Annotated in this window: 20 protein-coding genes; 17 read left to right on the top strand and 3 right to left on the bottom strand. The window is 35.8% G+C overall.

Annotated elements, in window-relative coordinates:
* Positions 1–43 precede the first annotated feature (43 nt).
* The 3 genes from NST77_RS08260 to recQ all read left to right on the top strand — a co-directional run bounded on the left by NST77_RS08260 (position 44) and on the right by recQ (position 2,747).
* Complete coding sequence (locus NST77_RS08260) at positions 44–145, top strand: YjcZ family sporulation protein (protein ID WP_082138378.1); 102 nt, start codon at positions 44–46, stop codon at positions 143–145.
* 36 nt (positions 146–181) lie between these two features.
* Positions 182–343 (top strand): YjcZ family sporulation protein, encoded by a 162-nt coding sequence (locus NST77_RS08265; protein WP_095328760.1) that lies wholly within the window; start codon positions 182–184, stop codon positions 341–343.
* 247 nt (positions 344–590) lie between these two features.
* Positions 591–2,747 carry a DNA helicase RecQ gene (recQ, locus tag NST77_RS08270; RefSeq protein WP_095328761.1) on the top strand — a complete coding sequence of 719 codons (2,157 nt, stop codon included), beginning with the start codon at positions 591–593 and terminating at the stop codon, positions 2,745–2,747.
* Between the two features lie 56 nt (positions 2,748–2,803).
* Here the strand turns inward: recQ and NST77_RS08275 are convergent, their stop codons facing one another.
* Complete coding sequence (locus NST77_RS08275) at positions 2,804–3,985, bottom strand: alanyl-tRNA editing protein (protein ID WP_095328762.1); 1,182 nt, start codon at positions 3,983–3,985, stop codon at positions 2,804–2,806.
* Between the two features lie 234 nt (positions 3,986–4,219).
* On the opposite strand from NST77_RS08275, the gene NST77_RS08280 reads away from it, so the two are divergent.
* From NST77_RS08280 to NST77_RS08290, 3 genes are all read left to right on the top strand, one after another.
* Positions 4,220–4,405, top strand: a complete 186-nt coding sequence (locus NST77_RS08280; protein WP_095328763.1) for a cold-inducible protein YdjO-related protein — start codon at positions 4,220–4,222, stop codon at positions 4,403–4,405.
* A gap of 263 nt (positions 4,406–4,668) precedes the next feature.
* A complete protein-coding gene (locus NST77_RS08285) occupies positions 4,669–6,801 on the top strand; it encodes a PAS domain S-box protein (protein WP_235850202.1) in 2,133 nt (710 codons plus the stop codon).
* A 181-nt stretch (positions 6,802–6,982) separates the two neighbouring features.
* Positions 6,983–7,714: a 3D domain-containing protein gene (locus tag NST77_RS08290; RefSeq protein ID WP_095328764.1), complete on the top strand. Its 732-nt coding sequence runs from the start codon at positions 6,983–6,985 to the stop codon at positions 7,712–7,714.
* Between the two features lie 121 nt (positions 7,715–7,835).
* Here NST77_RS08290 and NST77_RS08295 read toward each other — a convergent pair whose 3' ends face one another.
* Both NST77_RS08295 and NST77_RS08300 read right to left on the bottom strand, forming a co-directional pair.
* Positions 7,836–8,579 (bottom strand): hypothetical protein, encoded by a 744-nt coding sequence (locus tag NST77_RS08295; protein ID WP_341122888.1) that lies wholly within the window; start codon positions 8,577–8,579, stop codon positions 7,836–7,838.
* 147 nt (positions 8,580–8,726) lie between these two features.
* Positions 8,727–8,921, bottom strand: a complete 195-nt coding sequence (locus tag NST77_RS08300) for a helix-turn-helix domain-containing protein (RefSeq protein WP_235973392.1) — start codon at positions 8,919–8,921, stop codon at positions 8,727–8,729.
* Positions 8,922–9,297: 376 nt separating this feature from the next.
* Between NST77_RS08300 and NST77_RS08305 the strand changes: the two genes are divergently transcribed.
* The 11 genes from NST77_RS08305 to purT all read left to right on the top strand — a co-directional run bounded on the left by NST77_RS08305 (position 9,298) and on the right by purT (position 19,014).
* A complete protein-coding gene (locus NST77_RS08305) occupies positions 9,298–10,278 on the top strand; it encodes an XdhC family protein (protein ID WP_163186878.1) in 981 nt (326 codons plus the stop codon).
* Complete coding sequence (locus NST77_RS08310) at positions 10,275–10,886, top strand: nucleotidyltransferase family protein (protein ID WP_095328767.1); 612 nt, start codon at positions 10,275–10,277, stop codon at positions 10,884–10,886. The genes NST77_RS08305 and NST77_RS08310 overlap by 4 nt, the downstream gene beginning before the upstream one ends.
* Position 10,887: 1 nt before the next feature.
* Positions 10,888–11,748, top strand: coding sequence for an FAD binding domain-containing protein (locus NST77_RS08315; RefSeq protein ID WP_123257675.1), 861 nt, complete (start codon positions 10,888–10,890; stop codon positions 11,746–11,748).
* 20 nt (positions 11,749–11,768) lie between these two features.
* Positions 11,769–14,057 carry a xanthine dehydrogenase subunit D gene (pucD, locus tag NST77_RS08320; RefSeq protein WP_163186876.1) on the top strand — a complete coding sequence of 763 codons (2,289 nt, stop codon included), beginning with the start codon at positions 11,769–11,771 and terminating at the stop codon, positions 14,055–14,057.
* 10 nt (positions 14,058–14,067) lie between these two features.
* A complete protein-coding gene (locus NST77_RS08325; RefSeq protein WP_123257677.1) occupies positions 14,068–14,556 on the top strand; it encodes a (2Fe-2S)-binding protein in 489 nt (162 codons plus the stop codon).
* A 4-nt stretch (positions 14,557–14,560) separates the two neighbouring features.
* The gene (gene uraD, locus NST77_RS08330) at positions 14,561–15,079 is read left to right on the top strand and encodes a 2-oxo-4-hydroxy-4-carboxy-5-ureidoimidazoline decarboxylase (protein WP_123257678.1); all 519 of its coding nucleotides are present in this window, start codon (positions 14,561–14,563) and stop codon (positions 15,077–15,079) included.
* A gap of 3 nt (positions 15,080–15,082) precedes the next feature.
* Positions 15,083–15,424 carry a hydroxyisourate hydrolase gene (uraH, locus tag NST77_RS08335; protein WP_204259879.1) on the top strand — a complete coding sequence of 114 codons (342 nt, stop codon included), beginning with the start codon at positions 15,083–15,085 and terminating at the stop codon, positions 15,422–15,424.
* Positions 15,425–15,431: 7 nt separating this feature from the next.
* Positions 15,432–16,745 carry an allantoinase gene (locus tag NST77_RS08340; RefSeq protein WP_338068395.1) on the top strand — a complete coding sequence of 438 codons (1,314 nt, stop codon included), beginning with the start codon at positions 15,432–15,434 and terminating at the stop codon, positions 16,743–16,745.
* A 443-nt stretch (positions 16,746–17,188) separates the two neighbouring features.
* On the top strand, positions 17,189–17,347 hold the full coding sequence (locus NST77_RS08345) for a hypothetical protein (RefSeq protein WP_341122890.1): 159 nt from the start codon (positions 17,189–17,191) through the stop codon (positions 17,345–17,347).
* 204 nt (positions 17,348–17,551) lie between these two features.
* Entirely contained in the window at positions 17,552–17,683 is a 132-nt protein-coding gene (locus NST77_RS08350) for a hypothetical protein (protein ID WP_341122891.1), read from the top strand.
* Between the two features lie 149 nt (positions 17,684–17,832).
* Positions 17,833–19,014 (top strand): formate-dependent phosphoribosylglycinamide formyltransferase, encoded by a 1,182-nt coding sequence (purT, locus tag NST77_RS08355; protein WP_172859974.1) that lies wholly within the window; start codon positions 17,833–17,835, stop codon positions 19,012–19,014.
* The last annotated feature ends 45 nt before the right edge of the window (positions 19,015–19,059 follow it).

Here is a 19,059-nt window from a genome sequence, read left to right on the forward strand (position 1 = left end):
CTAGACTCATATGATGCTTATGTGTATGAGGGAGGTGGAATAAATGAGTGGTGGCCATACAGCTGGTTTTGGTGGAGGTTTTGCTCTACTAGTAGTGCTATTCATTTTATTAATAATTGTAGGTTCTTGCTACGTCGGTTTCTGATAGGAATAAAGATAGAAAAAGGGAGTGTTTCATAAAATGGGTTACGGAGGATTTGGATACGATAATTGTGGATGCGGTTATGCTGCACCTGTTGCTGCACCAGTAGCTACTGGCGGAGGATTTGGATTCGGAAATGGTTTTGTTTTAATCGTAGTACTGTTCATTTTGTTAATCATCGTTGGAGCTGCTTGGCTATAATTTTAAATTAAAGGCTGATCCTCTACTTTCGATTAATGCCGTTAGGAGAGGTGTAGCTTAGCATAATTGATAGCTTGCTAATTCATCTATATGGGAATTAGCAAGCTGCTTATTATTTTTTGTCGGAGTGCTATAACACTTCTATTTGGACAAGCACTTGTAGCGATAAAGCTTCATTCAAAATTCATCCAATTAATGTTACAATATTTTAAAGATATGTTCGGATAAAAGTGGGGAGATTTAGGTAATGATGGATAAAGCACGTAGTATTTTAAAAGAGTACTTTGGATATGACCATTTTAGAAAAGGACAAGAAGATATTATTCGCCTATTATTAAATGGTGAAAATGTTGCAGGAATTATGCCAACTGGCGGGGGGAAATCTATTTGTTATCAGGTGCCCGCGATGATTTTCCCTGGATTGACGATAGTTATATCCCCTTTAATTTCTTTAATGAAAGATCAAGTAGATGCACTAACAGAAGTTGGCATTCCAGCGACTTATATTAATAGTACGTTACATAATGAAGAAGTGCAGGAAAGGATATATGATATAAAAAACGGTCATTATAAATTACTTTATATTGCACCAGAACGACTAGAAGCAGATTATTTTACAGATTTATTAAAGGAAGTTTCCCTATCTTTTATTGCTGTAGATGAAGCTCATTGTATTTCACAATGGGGACATGATTTTCGTCCAAGCTACGCAAAGATTGGCTTTCTCATCAATAAATTAGTGGAAAGGCCACTTGTCGCTGCGTTAACAGCAACGGCAACACCTAAAGTTCATGAAGATATTTGTCAATTATTAAATATTCCTTGGGAAAATACAGTTAAGACAGGTTTTGCTCGTGATAATTTATCTTTTTCCATTATTAAAGGGCAAGATAAAGGGAAGTTTCTCGAATCCTTTTTAAAGAAAAATAAAGAGGAATCTGGGATCATTTATGCAGCGACTAGACAAGAGGTGGAAAAACTGTATGAAAGATTAGCAAAAAAAGGCTATTCAGTTGCAAAATATCATGGCGGTATGAACGATGGGCAAAGAGAGGCTGAACAGCAAGCGTTTATAAAAGATGATGTATCCATTATGATTGCCACAAATGCATTTGGTATGGGGATTGATAAAAGTAATATTCGGTATGTCATTCATTATCAGCTTCCAAAAAATATGGAGGGTTATTATCAAGAAGCGGGAAGGGCAGGACGTGACGGTCTACAGAGTAAGTGTATATTGTTATATTCAGCACAAGATATTCGGATTCAGCGTTTTCTAATTGATCAGACAATAAGCGATCCAGATAAACAGAAGCAAGATCTCGATAAATTACAATCCATGATAAATTTTTGTCATACAGAAGATTGTCTTCAAGAATATATCTTGCATTATTTTGGTGAAGAATATACAGAGAAATGCGGCCAATGTTCGAACTGTACAGATGAAAGGACGGTAATCGATGTTACAGTGGATGCCCAAAAAGTATTGTCGTGCATGATAAGAATGGGTGAAAGATTCGGAAAAACAATGATTGCACAAGTATTAACTGGTTCAAAAAATAAAAAATTAATGGATTTTCAATTAAATCAAATTAAAACATATGGCCTTATGAAAGAGCAATCAGCAAAAGAAATTAGTGATTTTATCGAGTTCCTTATTTCTGAACAATATATAGATGTAAGTACAGGTACGATGCCAATATTAAAAGTTTCCAATAAAGGAAAAGAAGTTCTTTTAGGAAAAATAAGGGTGGTCCGAAAAGAACAAATAGAGACAGTAAAAGTTAGTGAAAATAACGCATTATTTGATTACTTGAGAGGTGTTCGCAAACAATTGGCAGAGGAAGAAAACGTTCCTCCATTTGTGGTATTTTCCGATCAAACATTGCGAAATATCTCAGTGCTAATGCCAACATCGCATGAAGAATTTAGAGAGATAAAAGGGATAGGAGACCATAAGTTACAAAAATATGGAGATGTAATCATTGATCATATTTTAGCGTTTCAAAAAGAGGAGACTTATTCAGCTGACAGGGAAGATATTCATTCTTCCGAAGTAAGGACAAAAAAAGACAAAAGAGCAAAAAAACAGGTGGAAAATTCCCATCTCCATACTTTTGAGTTATGGAAAAGCGGATTATCCATTAAGGAAATCGCAAAAGAAAGACAATTAAATGTTCAAACGGTAGAAAACCATCTGCTACGCTGCGGAGAAGAAGAAATAGAGATTGATTGGACAAAATTTCTAAAGCCAGAAGATAAAACGAAGATAGTGGAAGCAATTCAAAAAGTGGGCATGGATAAATTAAAGCCCATTAAAGAAGAACTTCCAGAAGAGATTAGTTATTTTATGATTAAAGTTGCGATAATGCTAGAAAAAAGAAACCAACAAATTCGAAATTAACAAAAACGACCTCTAGATCTTGGCAGAGCCGTTATCTCGAGGACGTTTTTAGTTTTTTATATACTCTCATCTAATCTTTGTCTTAGTTCCTTTAGGCAGGCATTTAATTGTAAAACGGAAGAGAACGTACCTTGTGCTTGCAGTACATTGCCACCACCTTTCCCTTCATATCCTTGGATTGTTTCCTTAAGAAACTTTCCACAATGAAGAGGATAATCACCATTCTGCTGTATTAGTATTTTTTTATCTGTTTCCGAACTCAGGAGAATAATGCTGCTAGATTGTTTTTGCAATAGATATTTGGCAAGAATAGATAAATCCTTGATTGTTTTGTCTGCAAATGAAAGGAAAATTACTTTTTCTGTATGTGTCGAAAGAATTTGTTCTGCTAAAAACGCTATATTTTCTCTTTTTAGTGTTTCTAATTCTTTAGTTAATGCCTTTTTCTCTAATTCCACTTTATTTACACGATCTTCAAGCTGCAGTTTATTTGTTTTAAAAAACGTTCCTAAGTTATCTAATATAGATTGTGCTGTTTGATAGTCACGAATGGCTCTCCACCCACTTAAAAAGAAAATCCTCGTTTGACCACGATGTTTTTCAGTTTTCAATATTTTAAAGACGCCTAATTCTCCAGTTCTGCCTACATGTGTTCCAGCACATGCAGAAAAATCCCAATTATCGATTTCCACGATTCTTATATCACCAGTTACTTTTGGCAGCTTTCTTAAAGGAAATTTACTCACTTGTTCATAGGTTGTAATATGCGTTTTGATTTCTAAGTTTTTCATAATATAGGAATTACAGGATTTTTCTAGTTGAGTCATTTGTTCCTTTGTTAGATCAGCTGTATCTATATCAATTGTTGTGTACTCTTTTCCTAAATGAAAGCTAACTGTTGGAATTTGATATAATTCTTCCAAAACAGCTGATAACATGTGCTGAGCAGTATGCTGCTGCATATGATCATATCGTCTATCCCAATCTAATTCACATGATACGAGTTTATTTTCTGGTTTTCTTTCCATAAGGTGATAAATTTGATTATCCTTCATCTGTACATCTACGACACGAATCCCGTCAATGAATCCAGTATCTGCTGGTTGACCTCCACCTTCTGGATAAAACGCTGTTTCTTTTAAAAGGACATAAATTTGATTTTTCGTTTCGATAACTTCCTTTATGGTGGTTGTCCATTTTGTTTCATATGGAGTTGAATAAAATAACTTTGTAGACATTATTAGCTCCTTCACGTTGAGTTTTCATCATATTACCATAACGATTACACTTAGTTACAGATTTTGAAAAATATTTGTTCATTTTTTTCGCTTTAAAGAAAATGGATGGTAAATGGGTACTACCCATTATGATTGTAAGTAGTAATAGGTGGTTTATTTCTTTCAATGTTTTGGTTTACATACATAATTATTAGAAGTGCTGGCAATAATAGTTTAAAAAGGGGGCGTGCTCATATGTTTTTTAATCGGAAAGGTGTGGAAGAAAAACCGGAAGAAGTGTTAATGAGTATGGAAGTATATGCATGTAATTCCTGTAACGGGTGGATGAGAAAGGATTTTGCTACAGACGATCTTCTTTGTCCTTTATGCGGAGATCAGACAACAGCTGAAATGAGAGAGCTTCCTCAAATCAGTAATTAATTATTAATCGCGAAAACTTGATAAATATATTTATTTTTGTTGTGCCAAGTCGTCGAGATTTCCTAATCAATATCCTTATTTAGGAAACTCTTCGACTTTCTTCATAAAATATTCAAGTCCTTTCATATCCCACTATTAAATCTCTCCACAGACGAATGGTTATGTGGCTATTTTGTGAATCATTTATACAAAAATGCTTTCTTATCTGTTTTATTTGATTTACAATCAAATAGAATGCAAAAAATAGATTAGGAGGATTTTTGTTGTATAACTCCATATTAATTTTCATTAGTATCCTAATCGTATATATGGCATGCTATTCTTCGTTTGATTTATTTCAATTAGTAAAAAATGGAGAGAAAAATAGTAGATTTTTGTTTTTAGCAAGCACATTTACGATAGGTTTTGGATTTTGGATTTTAAGTTTTATTGATATGATGATTAAAAATGTGTATGCAACTGCTAACTATAATATCCCTATCACTATCTTATCAATGGTAGTAGGCATATGCTTTAGTGGTATGGCATTTTATGCGCTATTAGATAAGAAAAAAAAGAAGAGAAGGATTTATGTATCTGCTTTCTTTTTTAGTCTTTCTTTATTATCAGTATCCATTATTGGTTTTTATTCAATCGGCAGTATAGTATATTATCAAATTCCGCAATTATTTATCAGTTTTTTATTGTTATTTTTTGTATTTTTTATTTCGATATGGCTATCATTTTATCCTGTTAATATCTCTGCCGTTTTTAAAAAATGGATACGTCCTGTATGTAGTTTACTAATGACAGGAGTGTGTATGATCAGTCATTTCATTCTCTTAAGTGATGTAAGTGCACCAGAAGTTTCCGTTGTGAGGGATTCCTATCAAAGCAGCTTCATTATTTACATTGCATTATTTGTTTCTGTCTTAGTTTTAGGTGGGTTAATTGGAACAAGTACCTTAATTGGAGAACGAATGGATGTAGGAGCAATTAATGTGAGAGATATGCAGCATGCTTTGGATGAGTCTGCAATCGTTGCTTTTACTGATAATAATGGAATGATTACATATGTAAACGATAAATTTGTGGAAGTATCGAAGTATAGTCGTGAGGAATTGTTAGGACAAAATCATCGTATTTTGAATTCTGGCCATCATTCGCCTGAGTTTTTTCGACAATTATGGAATACGATTAAAAAAGGGGAGATATGGAAAGGGGAGATACTCAATAAAGCAAAGGATGGTACGCTATATTGGGTTGATACCGTAATAGTCCCTTTTTTAAATAAGGAGGGGGCACCTTATCAGTATGTAGCAATAAGACGTGACATTACAGAGCAAAAAATGGTTCAGCATCAACTGGAAGAGTCTGTACGTGAAGTAAGTGACATTACCTATGCATTAGAACAATCAAGTATTATTGCATTTACAGATAAAAGAGGAATTATTACAAATGTTAATTCTAAATTTTGTGAGATATCCGGATATAGTAGACAGGAATTAATCGGGAAGACCCATCGTATTGTAAATTCTGGCTATCATTCAAAAGATTTTTTCCGAAATGTTTGGCAAACAATTGGAAAAGGAGAAATTTGGAAGGGGGAAATCCGAAATAAAAGGAAAGATGGCTCCTATTATTGGGTGGACACAACTATAGTCCCTTTTTTAGATAAAAACAATAAGCCTTATCAATACTTAGCTATTAGAAATGATATTACAGAAAAGAAACGAACAGAAGAAGTTCTTCATCGACAAGATAAATTAGCCGCGATTGGTCAATTAGCAGCTGGTGTTGCTCATGAGATCCGCAACCCTCTAACTTCCATAAAAGGATATGCGGAATTTTTGAGTATGGATGAAACCGAGAAAGATCGACAGGAATACTTTGAGATTATTCTAGATGAAATTGAAAGAGTAAACTCTATTGTCGAGGAATTCATGCTTCTTTCTAAGCCGACTGTTTCTGTATTAGAGAAAAAACCGCTACTTCCTATTATAGATAATGTTCTTTCGATTTTAGATTACCAGCTGCGAAAAAATAAAATCCAATTGAATCGCTACTACGAAGATTCCAATCCTTTCGTAGAATGTGACGAGAATAAATTAAAACAGGTTTTCTTGAACTTTATAAAGAACGCGGTCGAAGCAATGCCTGATGGGGGATCTATTGATATAAATGTAAAAAAAGAAAAGGGGAATATTTCCATTTTAATCAAAGACAGCGGAATTGGCATGTCAAAAGAGCAACTAAAAAAAATAGGTGAGCCCTTCTTTACAACTAAAAAAGAAGGCAATGGACTTGGACTAATGGTCAGTTTCAAAATAATTGAGAATTTAAATGGAAAAGTATATGTTGACAGTGAATTAAATAAAGGAACAAGCTTCCATATAACCTTACCTTCCGTTCATTAAAAAATATGTTTAAAAAGAAAACAGGTGTAAGTTAGTTGATTATTCTGACGATTCGTATTGTGTTTGTTATTGGATTGTCATATACGTAATCGAATTAACAACTGCCTGTTCTTTTTTTTGACGTTTTTCATGTTAAGATTATACCTGTTAGCTCAACTGGAGCTATTTTAGGAGGTATAAAATGAAAAAAATCTTTTCTATTCTAACTTGTGCGTCAATACTAACTACAGCTGCTCCGTTTGTAGGTGCAGAAGAAATGAAAGTTGAAAAAGGAGATACCCTTTGGTCTATTTCACAAGAAAAAAAGGTAAGTGTTGATGATATAAAAAGATGGAATGATTTAGATAGTGATATCATTAAAGTGGATGATACACTTACTATTAAAGAGGTAAAGAAATACAAAGTAAAAGCGGGAGATAATCTATGGAAAATCTCTAAAAAATATAATACAACTGTAGATCAGCTGAAGGATTGGAATAAGCTGAATAGTGATACAATACATAAGGATGATGTATTGATTGTTTCCAAAGAAGGTTCTGAACAAAAAACGTCAGAATCAAAGCCAGTTAACAAGCCGGTTAAAGCAGATAATACAGTAAAGGCTGAAAGTACAAATTCAGCAGCAAAAGAAATCACAGTCACTGCAACAGCATATACAGCAAATTGTGAAGGCTGTTCTGGTGTTACAGCAACTGGAATTAATTTAAAGGATAATCCAGATAAAAAGGTTATCTCAGTTGATCCTAACGTAATTCCTCTTGGCTCTAAGGTCTATGTTGAAGGATATGGTACTGCAATTGCTGGTGATACAGGTGGAGCAATTAAAGGGAAGAAAATCGATGTTTTTGTTCCATCTCAAGCGAAAGCATTAGAGTGGGGAAGAAAACAAGTATCAGTAAAAATTCTTGATTAAGTAAATAGTGCTGGAAAGTATTCCAACAAAAAATAAACCTAGACGATTATACGAATGTTTTTATTAGCATCTTCGTATAATTGTTTAGGTTTTTTTATTTGGTTATAAACCAGTTACCATTTTATTTTTTTATCGTTTCATCCTTTTCAGAAGAAACGAAGAATCGCTGAATTGGCTGTGAGATGCTTTTGATATTGTTTTCTATTTTTTCCGCTAAATAGTGTATTCTTTCGAAGATAAATTCTTTTAGATAGTCGAGCTGTCGACTGATTTTATTGACGCTCCCAGTTGTTTCCTTCATGCTTTCTAATAAGGTTTGCTGAAATATTTCTTGTAAATCCAGCTTTTCTGCAATATGTTGATAGTTCGTTTCTGTTTCCGTGATTTTTGTTTTCACATCTGTAGCAAGCTGATTAAAGTCTTCCATTTTATTAGAAATCATCGCAATATCTTTCTCCTGAAAAGATAACTGGTCAAATAAAGCTGTTTGCCGCAGAGATTCTTCCTCTGTTAAATCTTTTTGCTCCTGCGCTAGTAAGATAATAGTGTCAAGTTGTTCTTCTATTTTGGATGTTTCATTATCCAAAGCAGTAAATTTAGTTAAAAGCTCCTTTGTAGCTGAATCATTAAGTTCTAATTTTGAATCGATTTCGTTAAATTGTTGAAGATGCTTCTTCTGTTTCTCAATCGAATCTTCCTGAAATTTATTCCATAATGTCATTAGTTGCTCATTTTGTTTGTGCTGTTTAAAAAGATATTCCTGTAAATAATTATGGTGGTAACGGGATTGATTATTTAAACTTTCTGCAGAAAGTTTGGGAAGATAAATTTTTGAAGAATTGCTGTGATGTTCATTAATAGGCATTTTTCCCCTCCTTTCTCCTTCTTTATCCTATTGGGAGAGAGAAAAAAGGGTGCAGGGAGGATAATTTTTAAATAGAAGAAAATAGAAAGTATCTACATAAAACACAACATGAGGGATCTGTATGTACTTGCTATTTTCTTCTAGAAATTACATAAACGGAGGAATTCCTTTACTAATTTCTGATATTATGGATGTAATGGAGGCGATATCTTGATCGTCAATGTTAAACGTTTGTCTAATCTTATTTTCTAAATCTTTACTAACTCTTCGCTTTCCGACTTCCACTAAAGCAATTAATGCAAAGCTGCAATTTAAAACACGGGCAAAATCTCTCTGTGTCATTTCGTAATTTTTCCTAATAAATTTAATAATTTCTTTATTCATAGTCCACCTCATTTAATTAAATAAAAGAATAAATAAGAAAGACGAAAAGAAGAATTTTTTAATCCAAGATATGAGAATTATAGTTGATAATCAAGGAAATGTAAATATATAAAGCTAGTAAAAATGAATACAAATATTTTGAAACCTCAACAATTCTTTTGTAATTTTTAGATAATTTATTCAATTTATCTAATTACCTCTTTGATTATTATTTAATTAGTCCAATGACATATAAAAGGGAAGGAATTAATATGATGTAATAACATCCAATGTAATAAAAGGTAACAATTATTTTCGATCCGACTAAAAATTTGATTGGAATGGAGGAGTTAGCATGTCTTCCGATCATTATGCTGTTATTGATGCGGTTATTGCAATGGAAAAAAACAATTATTTAGCGACAATTGTGAATGTGGAAGGAACAGCCTACCGAAAAGAAGGAACTTTGATGTACATCACAGAGACCGGTAAAGAAGAGGGATTACTAACAGGCGGATGTGTAGAACAGGATTTACTCGCACGAATCGAAATGCAGAAAGAAGCAAAAGCCTTTCTGATGGAATACGATCTGCGATCTGAAGATGACTTAACATGGGGGCAAGGCGTTGGATGTGATGGGAAAATTTATATTATGGTTGAACCGATCACACCAGCAACAAGCGCTGTTTTTCAGCAATTAAAATCATATATGCAAAAAGGAGAAAGTGTCAAACTTATTAAGAGTTTCCATAAAATAAATAAATTCCTTGTTAATACGGTTATTCCACTAGGAAAAGAAGAAACAAATCCAGCATTAACTTCTTTTTTGGATACCGGAAATAATTATATATTTACACAAGTTCTCTCTCCTCAACCAAGATTAATTATCTATGGGGCAGGACCTGATGTTAGGCCAGTTGTTTATTTTGCAAGCAAAGCTGGGTTTTATGTCATTTTATCTGATTGGCGAGAAGCTAATTGTTCAGTAGATAATTTCCCTGATGCAAAAGAATACCAAATAGGTTCTCCGACTCAGGTACTAGACGCAATAAATCCCTCAGAAAATGATTATCTATTATTGATGACACACAACTTTAGTAAAGATCAGGAATTCGTACATTTACTTTTGGAACGAAGGGTGAAATTCTTAGGCTTATTAGGCTCCAAAAAGAGATCGGAAAAATTATTGGCAGAAAAAATAAAGCCAGATTGGGTCCACTATCCAGTGGGGATATCTATTCATTCAGAAAGCCCAGAAGAAATCGCCATTAGTATAACAGCACAATTAATTAAGATAAAAAATAGCAAGAATTCTGTTATGGGGAAAATTGGATGATTGCAGCTCTATATTTAGCAGCAGGGAATAGCAAGAGGATGGGTGAACATAAACTGTCCCTTCCTCTTCGGAATGAACCAGTAGGTAATCATGCATTATCCGTGTTGCTGACCTCGCCATTTGTTGATTTTGTAATTGTTATCACCCAACCAGACGATGACTTAAACTGGATAACTCCTGTCAATAAACTCTTATTAAATGGAAAAAAAGGGAAAGTGATTAATTGTGACGAATCGTCTCTAGGACAATCTTATTCCTTAAAAAAAGGGTTTAGAGCAGCTATCGAGCAACAAGCTGAAAAGATTCTTGTATGTTTAGCAGATCAACCTTTCATTACCCATGATATGATTGATAAAATCGTGACTACTCCATTACACCCTCCATATAAATATGTAGCAAGCATGCATAATGGAGTATACAAACCACCGATTTTGTTCCATCAGAGCGCATTATCAGATGTAAACCAGCTAGAAGGAGATAAAGGAGCTAGAAAATTATTAAAAGATGGTATATTGCAAGGAGAAAAGATTGAATTTTCTGAAGAAGAATATTTTATTGATATTGATACAAAAAATGATTATGAAAAAGTGCTGAAAAGGAGGGAATAACATGCATGTTTCAACACTCAATTATCCGACTACTGTGGAAATACCTACCACCCTAGCTGCTATTAATAAATGGAATGAATCAGATTATGCCTTCATTTCTGGCGGAACGATCCTTCAAGTAAATTGGGAAGCAGGTCATGACAAGCCAAACCATCTTATTAGTACAGAAAAATTAATAGAGTTAAAAGGAATCTCAGAAGTAGAGCGAAATGGTCAATATTTCTTGCAGATTGGTGCAGGCATGTCTATTTCTGATTGTTTAATCAACCCATTGGTACAAAAAAAGGCTCCGCTTATAGTAGCAGCATGTGAAAAGATAGCAGCTCCTGCTATCCGTAACAGAGGAACAATTGGCGGAAATATATGCAGCAAAATTGGTGATTGCATTCCTGCTTTATTAGTTTTGGAGGCACAATTAACATTTTTTAATGGCAAGGAGACCTACTTGGTCACATTAAAGGATTGGCTGGCATCACAAAAAAGCCACTCATCTGAATTGTTAACAAAAGTGCTCATACCAATAGCAGCACCGAAGACAGAAACATATTCTTTTTTTAAAAAGATTGGTAGACGGGCCAGTTTTACTGCCGCTATTATCTCGATTGCAGGGTATCTAGAGTTTGAAGAAAAAAATATAAGAATAATAAGAATTGCAATTGGCGGCGGCAGTCACATTCCGACTCGTCTTATAAGCACAGAAAGGGAGTTTACCCGCTCACATAGTGCTATTGATTGGTCCCGCATCTTTAAAGTAATTCAGGAAGATTTCTCTTCTTATACAGATCCCTTTATATCAGAAGCTTATCGCAAAAAAGTCGCAGCAAACGTAATTGTTGCTAATATGAAAGAATTACTCCAATAGAGAAGAAGGGAGTTGTTAAAATGGTTCTTGATATCGAAAGCGCTGGTAGTCGTTGGAAAATAAGAAGAGACGGCGAGCCTAAAGTGACCGGAAAACTTAAGTATTTAACAGACTTAACGTTTCCTAATATGCTCTATGGAACCGTTCTAAGAAGTGAATATCCTCATGCGGAAATTGAATCGATTGATACTAAAGAAGCAGAAGAGCTTGCTGGGGTTTTTGCTGTTATCACCTATAAGGATGTACCAGGCTTAAATGGCTTTGGGATTGTTATACAGGATCAACCTGTCTTTTGTGAAGAGAAAGTCAGATATGTAGGCGACGCAATTGCCGCTGTTGCGGCTAGAACAAAGGAAATAGCACAAAAAGCCATTTCCTTAATTAAAGTAAAGTATCAGCCGTTGCAGACAATAACAGATCCAGATGAAGCCTTAAAAGACACTGCAATCAGGCTGCATAAAGAAGGAAATCTCCTTCACCATGCTGCTTTTAAGAAGGGAAAAAGCAATATAGAGGAAGCTTTTAATAAGTGTGAATGGATCATAGAAGAAACGTATCAGACACCAAGACAAATGCATGCTTATATGGAAACGGAAGGTGGTGTGGCTGTACCAGATGAAGCAGGAGGCATTACCATTTATGCACCAACCCAGCATGGTTTTAAAGATCAGCTGCAGCTTTCTCGAATTTTAACACTCCCGCTGGAAAAAATCCGGATTATCTCTAGCCCGATTGGGGGCTCATTTGGAGGGAAGGACGAATTAAATGTTCAGCCCTATATCAGCTTGCTGGCATTAAAAACACAGCGACCGGTGAAAATCCATCAATCAAGAAGAATATCGATTAAGGCTGGTTTAAAAAGACATCCAATGAAAATCTATATGAAGACAGGTGCCGATGCATCTGGAAAAATAATTGCCCACCAAGTGAAGATTACGGCAGATACTGGTGCTTATGCGACTTTAGGACCGGCAGTACTTGACTTTGCTGTAGAGCATAGTACTGGTCCATATATAATCGAAAATGTAGATGTTAATGGCTATTCCGTTTATACGAATAACGGCGTTGCCGGTGAATTCAGAGGATTTGGCGGCAATCAAATCACCTTTGCATTAGAAACGCAAATTGAACGCTTAGCGGAAAAAGCAAAAATAGATTCAACTAAATTACGCTTCACTAATTTACGCAAGACAGAAGATTTTGGCCCGGTAGATCAGCCTATTGTTGCAACAACTGGTGCTTATGCTGTCCTTGCTGAAATTACCAAGTCAGCAATACTTCAAAAAAACTTGGACACCAATGCGATGGATGGAGATGGGAAAATAAAAGGAAGGGGATATAGTATTACCATGCATGGAGGGGGGTTGGGATATGGAAGAGCAGATGCTTCTGGTGCCCGATTGGCTTTAAACAGTGCAGGAAAATTAGAGGTGTCTTTTGGTTTCGAAGAATGTGGGCAAGGATTAATCTCAACCATTGAAATGATTATGACAGATACCTTTTTTTGCGTGTCTAGTGATATTGAAATTATTATTGGTGATACAGCTAAAGTTCCTCATTCTGGATCTTCTACTGCCTCACGAGCAACAAATATGGTGTGGCTAGGGATCAGTAAATTAAAAGCTCCATTTAGCGAAAAACTCCTTACATTAGCAGAAAAACAAACTAAATGCTCAAAAGAAAGCTTATACCTTGGTAAAAACGGCATTTGGAAAAAGGAAGAAGAAAACAAGGGACCAGCGCTTATTCTTTCCTATAAACAGTTAGCAGATTCATGTGAAGAGCTACCAACTGTTTCAGCAAGCTATCACTTTCCTACTACGCCAAACTCGATTGACGGCGGTCACTTCCTATATACTTTTGCTGGAGTAGCAGCAGAGGTCGAAATAGATATTTTAACCGGGATCGTTGCAGTAACTAGGATGGACCATGTTATTTCAGCTGGACCTGTAGTGAACCCAATGGGATATTTAGGGCAAATTGAAGGGGGAGCTAATATGGGGTTAGGATTTACGATTATGGAGGATGCAGTAATGGAAAATGGCCGATACATGAATGAAAATTTTGATACCTATCTTATTCCAACGATACTCGATATTCCGATAGAGACAACGGTAACAGCCATAGAAGAATTAGTCCCCGGAGATGACTATGGGCCAAGAGGTGTGGGGGAAATCGGCACAGTTGCTGTTGCTCCTGCTATCATTTCCGCCATTCATGACGCAACAGGCATATGGCTTAATCAACTACCAGTGCGTGCGGATATACTATTACAAGCATTGGAAAAACAACAAGGTTTACTAGATTAGGAGGGGGCAAATGGATACAAATGAAATCACGGAAACAACCACTTTTAAGGTGAATGGAGAATCTTTAACGCTAAGTCTTCCTCCAACATTTCGCCTTGTTGATATTCTTAGGGAGGTTTTAACTTTTACTGGGACGAAAATAGCTTGCGAAGCTGGTAGGTGTGGTGCTTGCTCAGTCATCATGAACGGAAAGCTGGTGAATTCCTGTTTAGTAATGGCATATCAATTAGAAAATGCAGAAATTTTAACGATTGAAAGCTTAGCAGAAAAAAATCTTCATCCCATCCAAGAAGCATTTTTACAGGCGGGCGCACTACAGTGTGGTTACTGTACTCCTGGGATGGTAATGGCATTAAAAAGTTTACTAGATGAAAACGAGCATCCCTCTAGAGCGGAAGTACTGACTGCTTTATCTGGAAACCTTTGTCGCTGTACAGGATATGAAGGAATTTTAAGAGCTGTTACGTTGTTAACTAATAAACGGGATGAAAAGGGATGAATATATGTATACGATAGCAGAAATTAATCAAATGAATCGACAGGAATTCATCGAAAAGATTGGCTGGGTGTTCGAGCATAGTCCGTGGATTGCCAATAAAACTTGGAATTATCGCCCCTTTCCAAGCTTAAATACACTCTATCAACTAATGGTACAGGCAGTAATGGAAGCGCCAATTGGAGATCAGCTTGATTTAATCCGGGCACATCCTGATTTAGGCGGGAAGTTAAAAATGACCTCCTCTTCTAGTAAGGAACAAAAAGGTGCTGGCTTGAATCAATTATCGGAGCAAGAATACATGCAATTTGCAGCCTTAAATAAGACCTATTCCGAGAAATTCGGCTTTCCGTTTATCTTAGCTGTCAAAGGTCATACCAAGGATTCCGTTTATCAGTCCATGAAAGAACGTGTAAACCACACAAAGGAAGAGGAATTTCAAACTGCATTAACCGAGATATTTTCTATATCGAAATTCCGATTAGAGGAAATAGTCAAACTAGAAACAGAAGGACAAGGTGCATAGATTATGAAAATGGGCATAACAACTCATGTATTAGATTTATCCAAGGGGAAACCAGGAAAAGGGATAAAAGTTGAGCTGTGGAGATTACTAGATTCTGAAAGAATTTTTTTAGCAAGCGGAATAACCAACCAAGACGGCAGAGTCGACACTATCCTATTAGAAAAAGTAGAGACTGGAGAATTCGAATTAGTATTTCATATACAAGAGTATTATCGTCATTTAGAAGAACAACACCCATTTTTCACCACGATTCCTATCCGTTTTTATACAGATGAAACCCAGCCGCATTATCATATTCCTTTATTATTATCTGGCTGGGGATATCAAACCTATCGGGGGAGCTGATGACTTGGTGGATTTAGATTTAATCATTCAAAATGGAATCCTTGTAAATGAGGAAACATTATATAAAGCTGATGTCGGAGTAAAGGGTGGGAAAATAGTCCTGGTTGGTTCGGAAATTAACGGAAATAACGCTACAAAAATCTTCAATGCGGATGGACTATATCTATTTCCCGGTGTTATTGATTCACATGTCCATTTTAACGAGCCAGGAAGAAGCGACTGGGAAGGGCTTGAATCAGGCAGCAAAAGCTTAGCTGCTGGTGGTGCAACTTTATTTTTTGATATGCCTCTAAATAGTCATCCACCTACAACAACAGAATATGGTTTCCAGCAAAAAGAAAGGCTAGCAAAGGAAAAATCAATTATTGATTACCGTTTATGGGGCGGAATTGTTCCAGGAAATTATGATGAGATTGAAAAATTAGTAAAATGTGGTGTCATTGGTTTTAAAGCATTTATGTCGAATAGCGGGATAGAAGATTTCCAAAGCGCTGATGACCGCACTTTATATCAAGCGATGCAAAAAATCGCAGCCTTACATAGTATCTTGGCTGTACATGCAGAAAGTGATACGATTACAGAGTTTTTAAGCAAAGAAATCATCCATCAACAGACGAATCTTGGCCTTGCTTTTTCCAATGCAAGACCGATATTTTCGGAAGTGGAGGCTGTTCAACGCATCATTGCTTATGCCGAATCCACAAAGTGTAAACTGCATATTGTTCACATTAGCAGTTCGAAAGTATTGGAACCAATAGTTTCCGCAAAGAAGCGAGGGCTGGACATAAGCGTCGAAACATGTCCTCATTATTTGTCATTAACAATCGATGACTTAGAAGAATTAGGAGCAGTCGCAAAATGTGCTCCACCCCTGCGTTCTGATAAGGAAGTAGATGACTTGTGGAAAGCAATCAAACGAGAGGAAATTGATATGATTGGATCTGATCATTCACCATCTCTGCCATCGATGAAAAATGGCAATTTATTAGAAGCGTGGGGTGGAATTGCCGGCTGTCAAACAACCCTGTCTGTTTTATTAGAAGAAGGCTATTGGAAACGAGGAATTTCTCTTCCGCTTATCGCAAAAATAACAAGTACGAACCCAGCTAAACGCTTCGGTCTCTATCCACAAAAAGGAAGTTTCGCAAATGGAAGTGATGCAGATATAGCTATTGTTGATTTAAATGAAACCTATACACTCCAAAAGGAAGATCTGTATTATAAGCATAAAATAAGCCCTTATATAGGCAAAACGTTTAGGGGTAAAGTGAAAGCAACTATTTGCAAAGGAGAAATAGTTTATTCAACTCTTAATGGATAGCAAGACTTTCACAATTTATTAATAAGGATACAGGAGTGTTTAGTGTCTGTAATTAACCATGATTGAGGAGGAAAAACCTCTAATCATGGATTGTTTTGTTTCCTTTTGTATAGAAAGTATTTATTTGCCAATGAAAACCACTTACACCATCTTTTCCGCAAAAAGTGGCGTTCATCTGGAGAATGAAAACCACTTATATTATCTTTTCCGCAAAAAGTGGCGTTCATTTGTTGAATGAAAACCACTTACGCCATCTTTATCGCAAAAAGTGGTGTTCAACTGGAGAATGAAAACCACTTACGCTATCTTTTCCGCAAAAAAAAAGCGTTCATTTGTTGAATGAAAACCACTTACGCCATCTTTATCGCAAAAAGTGGCGTTCATCTGGAGAATGAAAACCACTTACGCTATCTTTTTCGCAAAAAGTGGCGTTCATTTGTTGAATGAAAACCACTTATGCCATCTTTTCCGCAAAAAGTGGCGTTCAACTGGAGAATGAAAACCACTTACGCTATCTTTTCCGCAAAAAAAGCGTTCATTTGTTGAATGAAAACCACTTACGCCATCTTTATCGCAAAAAGTGGCGTTCATCTGGAGAATGAAAACCACTTATATTATCTATTCCGCAAAAAGTGGCGTTCATTTGTTGAATGAAATCCACTTACGCCATCTTTATCGCAAAAAATGGCGTTCAACTGGAGAATGAAAACCACTTATATTATCTTTTTCGCAAAAAAAAGCGTTCATTTGTTGAATGAAAACCAATTATGCTATCTTTTTCGCAAAAAGTGGCGTTCATCTGGAGAATGAACACCACTTATGCCATCTATTCCGCAAAAAGTGGTGTTCAACTGGAGAATGAAAACCACTTACGCCATCCTTTCCACGAAAAGCAGCGTTCCTCTTCCCTAAATGCACTAACACTTATCAACAATTAATTTTTCCATCATTATAACAAAATACGAATTATTAATAACTGAATTATAAAAACGTTCGGAAATGGAGAAAAAAATACTTGAATAGAAGAGATTTTTACGATATTATGCAGAATAAAGGAATAATTAATTGTTTAGGGGGATTGGCAATCGTGTTAGGAGCACCAAATACTTCACAAGCAAGAAAGATTATGTTATTAGGTTCTGGAGAATTGGGTAAAGAGGTTATTATCGAAGCGCAGCGACTGGGACTAGAAACAATCGCAGTCGATCGTTATGAACAAGCACCAGCAAGTCATGTTGCCCACCGCGCATATACAGTAGATATGCTTGATGTTAACCAATTAAAAGCAATAATTGAAAAAGAAAAACCAGATTATATTGTTCCTGAAATTGAGGCGATTGCAACGAGTGCGCTTATGGAGCTAGAAGAAGAGGGGTATTCGGTAGTTCCAACTGCTAAAGCTACCTATTTAACGATGGATCGTGAAGGTATAAGAAGATTAGCAAGTGAAACGTTGAACATACCGACTGCAAAATATGCATTTGCCAATAACATAACAGAATTGAAAGATGCCGTACATAATATAGGTTTTCCTTGTGTAATAAAGCCAGTCATGAGCTCTTCTGGAAAAGGGCAAAGTATTTGCCGGAGCATAGATGAAATTGAATTTTCCTGGAAAGAAGCTGTTGATGGCGGAAGAGGGAAGAAAACAAGAGTCATAGTGGAAGAGTTTATTGAATTTGAATCAGAGATTACGCTTTTAACCGTACGTTCAGTTAATGGCACTACCTTTTGTCCTCCAATTGGGCATACCCAAAAAGACGGAGATTATATAGAATCATGGCAGCCTCATTTCATGTCGGCTGAACAATTAGATGAGGCAGAAATGATTGCTAAGAAAATCACGGATAGTCTGGGTGGATATGGAATTTTTGGTGTGGAGTTATTTTTAACGGAAAATGGTGTTTATTTTAGTGAAGTCTCACCACGCCCTCATGATACTGGAATGGTAACAATGATTACTCAAGACCTTTCTGAGTTTGCGTTACATGTTAGAGCGATTTTAGGGTATCCAGTTTCAGGAGCGAAACTACATAGCCCAGGTGCTAGTAAAACATTAAAAGCAACTGAAGAAAGTAACAGCTATTTCATTCAGGGGATAGAAGAAACGCTATCATTTGAAAATACCCAAATACGCATTTTTGGAAAACCAAAGACAACAAAAGGGCGGAGAATGGCAGTAGTATTGCATACAAATGAAACGGTGGATTTAGCGTTAGAAGGGGTAAGGAAAGCTTCCGCGCCACTTTCCATCACCTATTCTAGCTGACTAGAAAATGTAATTTAAGATAATTTACAAATAAACACAATAGGG

It is taken from the genome of Niallia sp. FSL W8-0177 (assembly GCF_038006285.1).
Taxonomy (GTDB): domain Bacteria; phylum Bacillota; class Bacilli; order Bacillales; family Cytobacillaceae; genus Niallia; species Niallia circulans_A.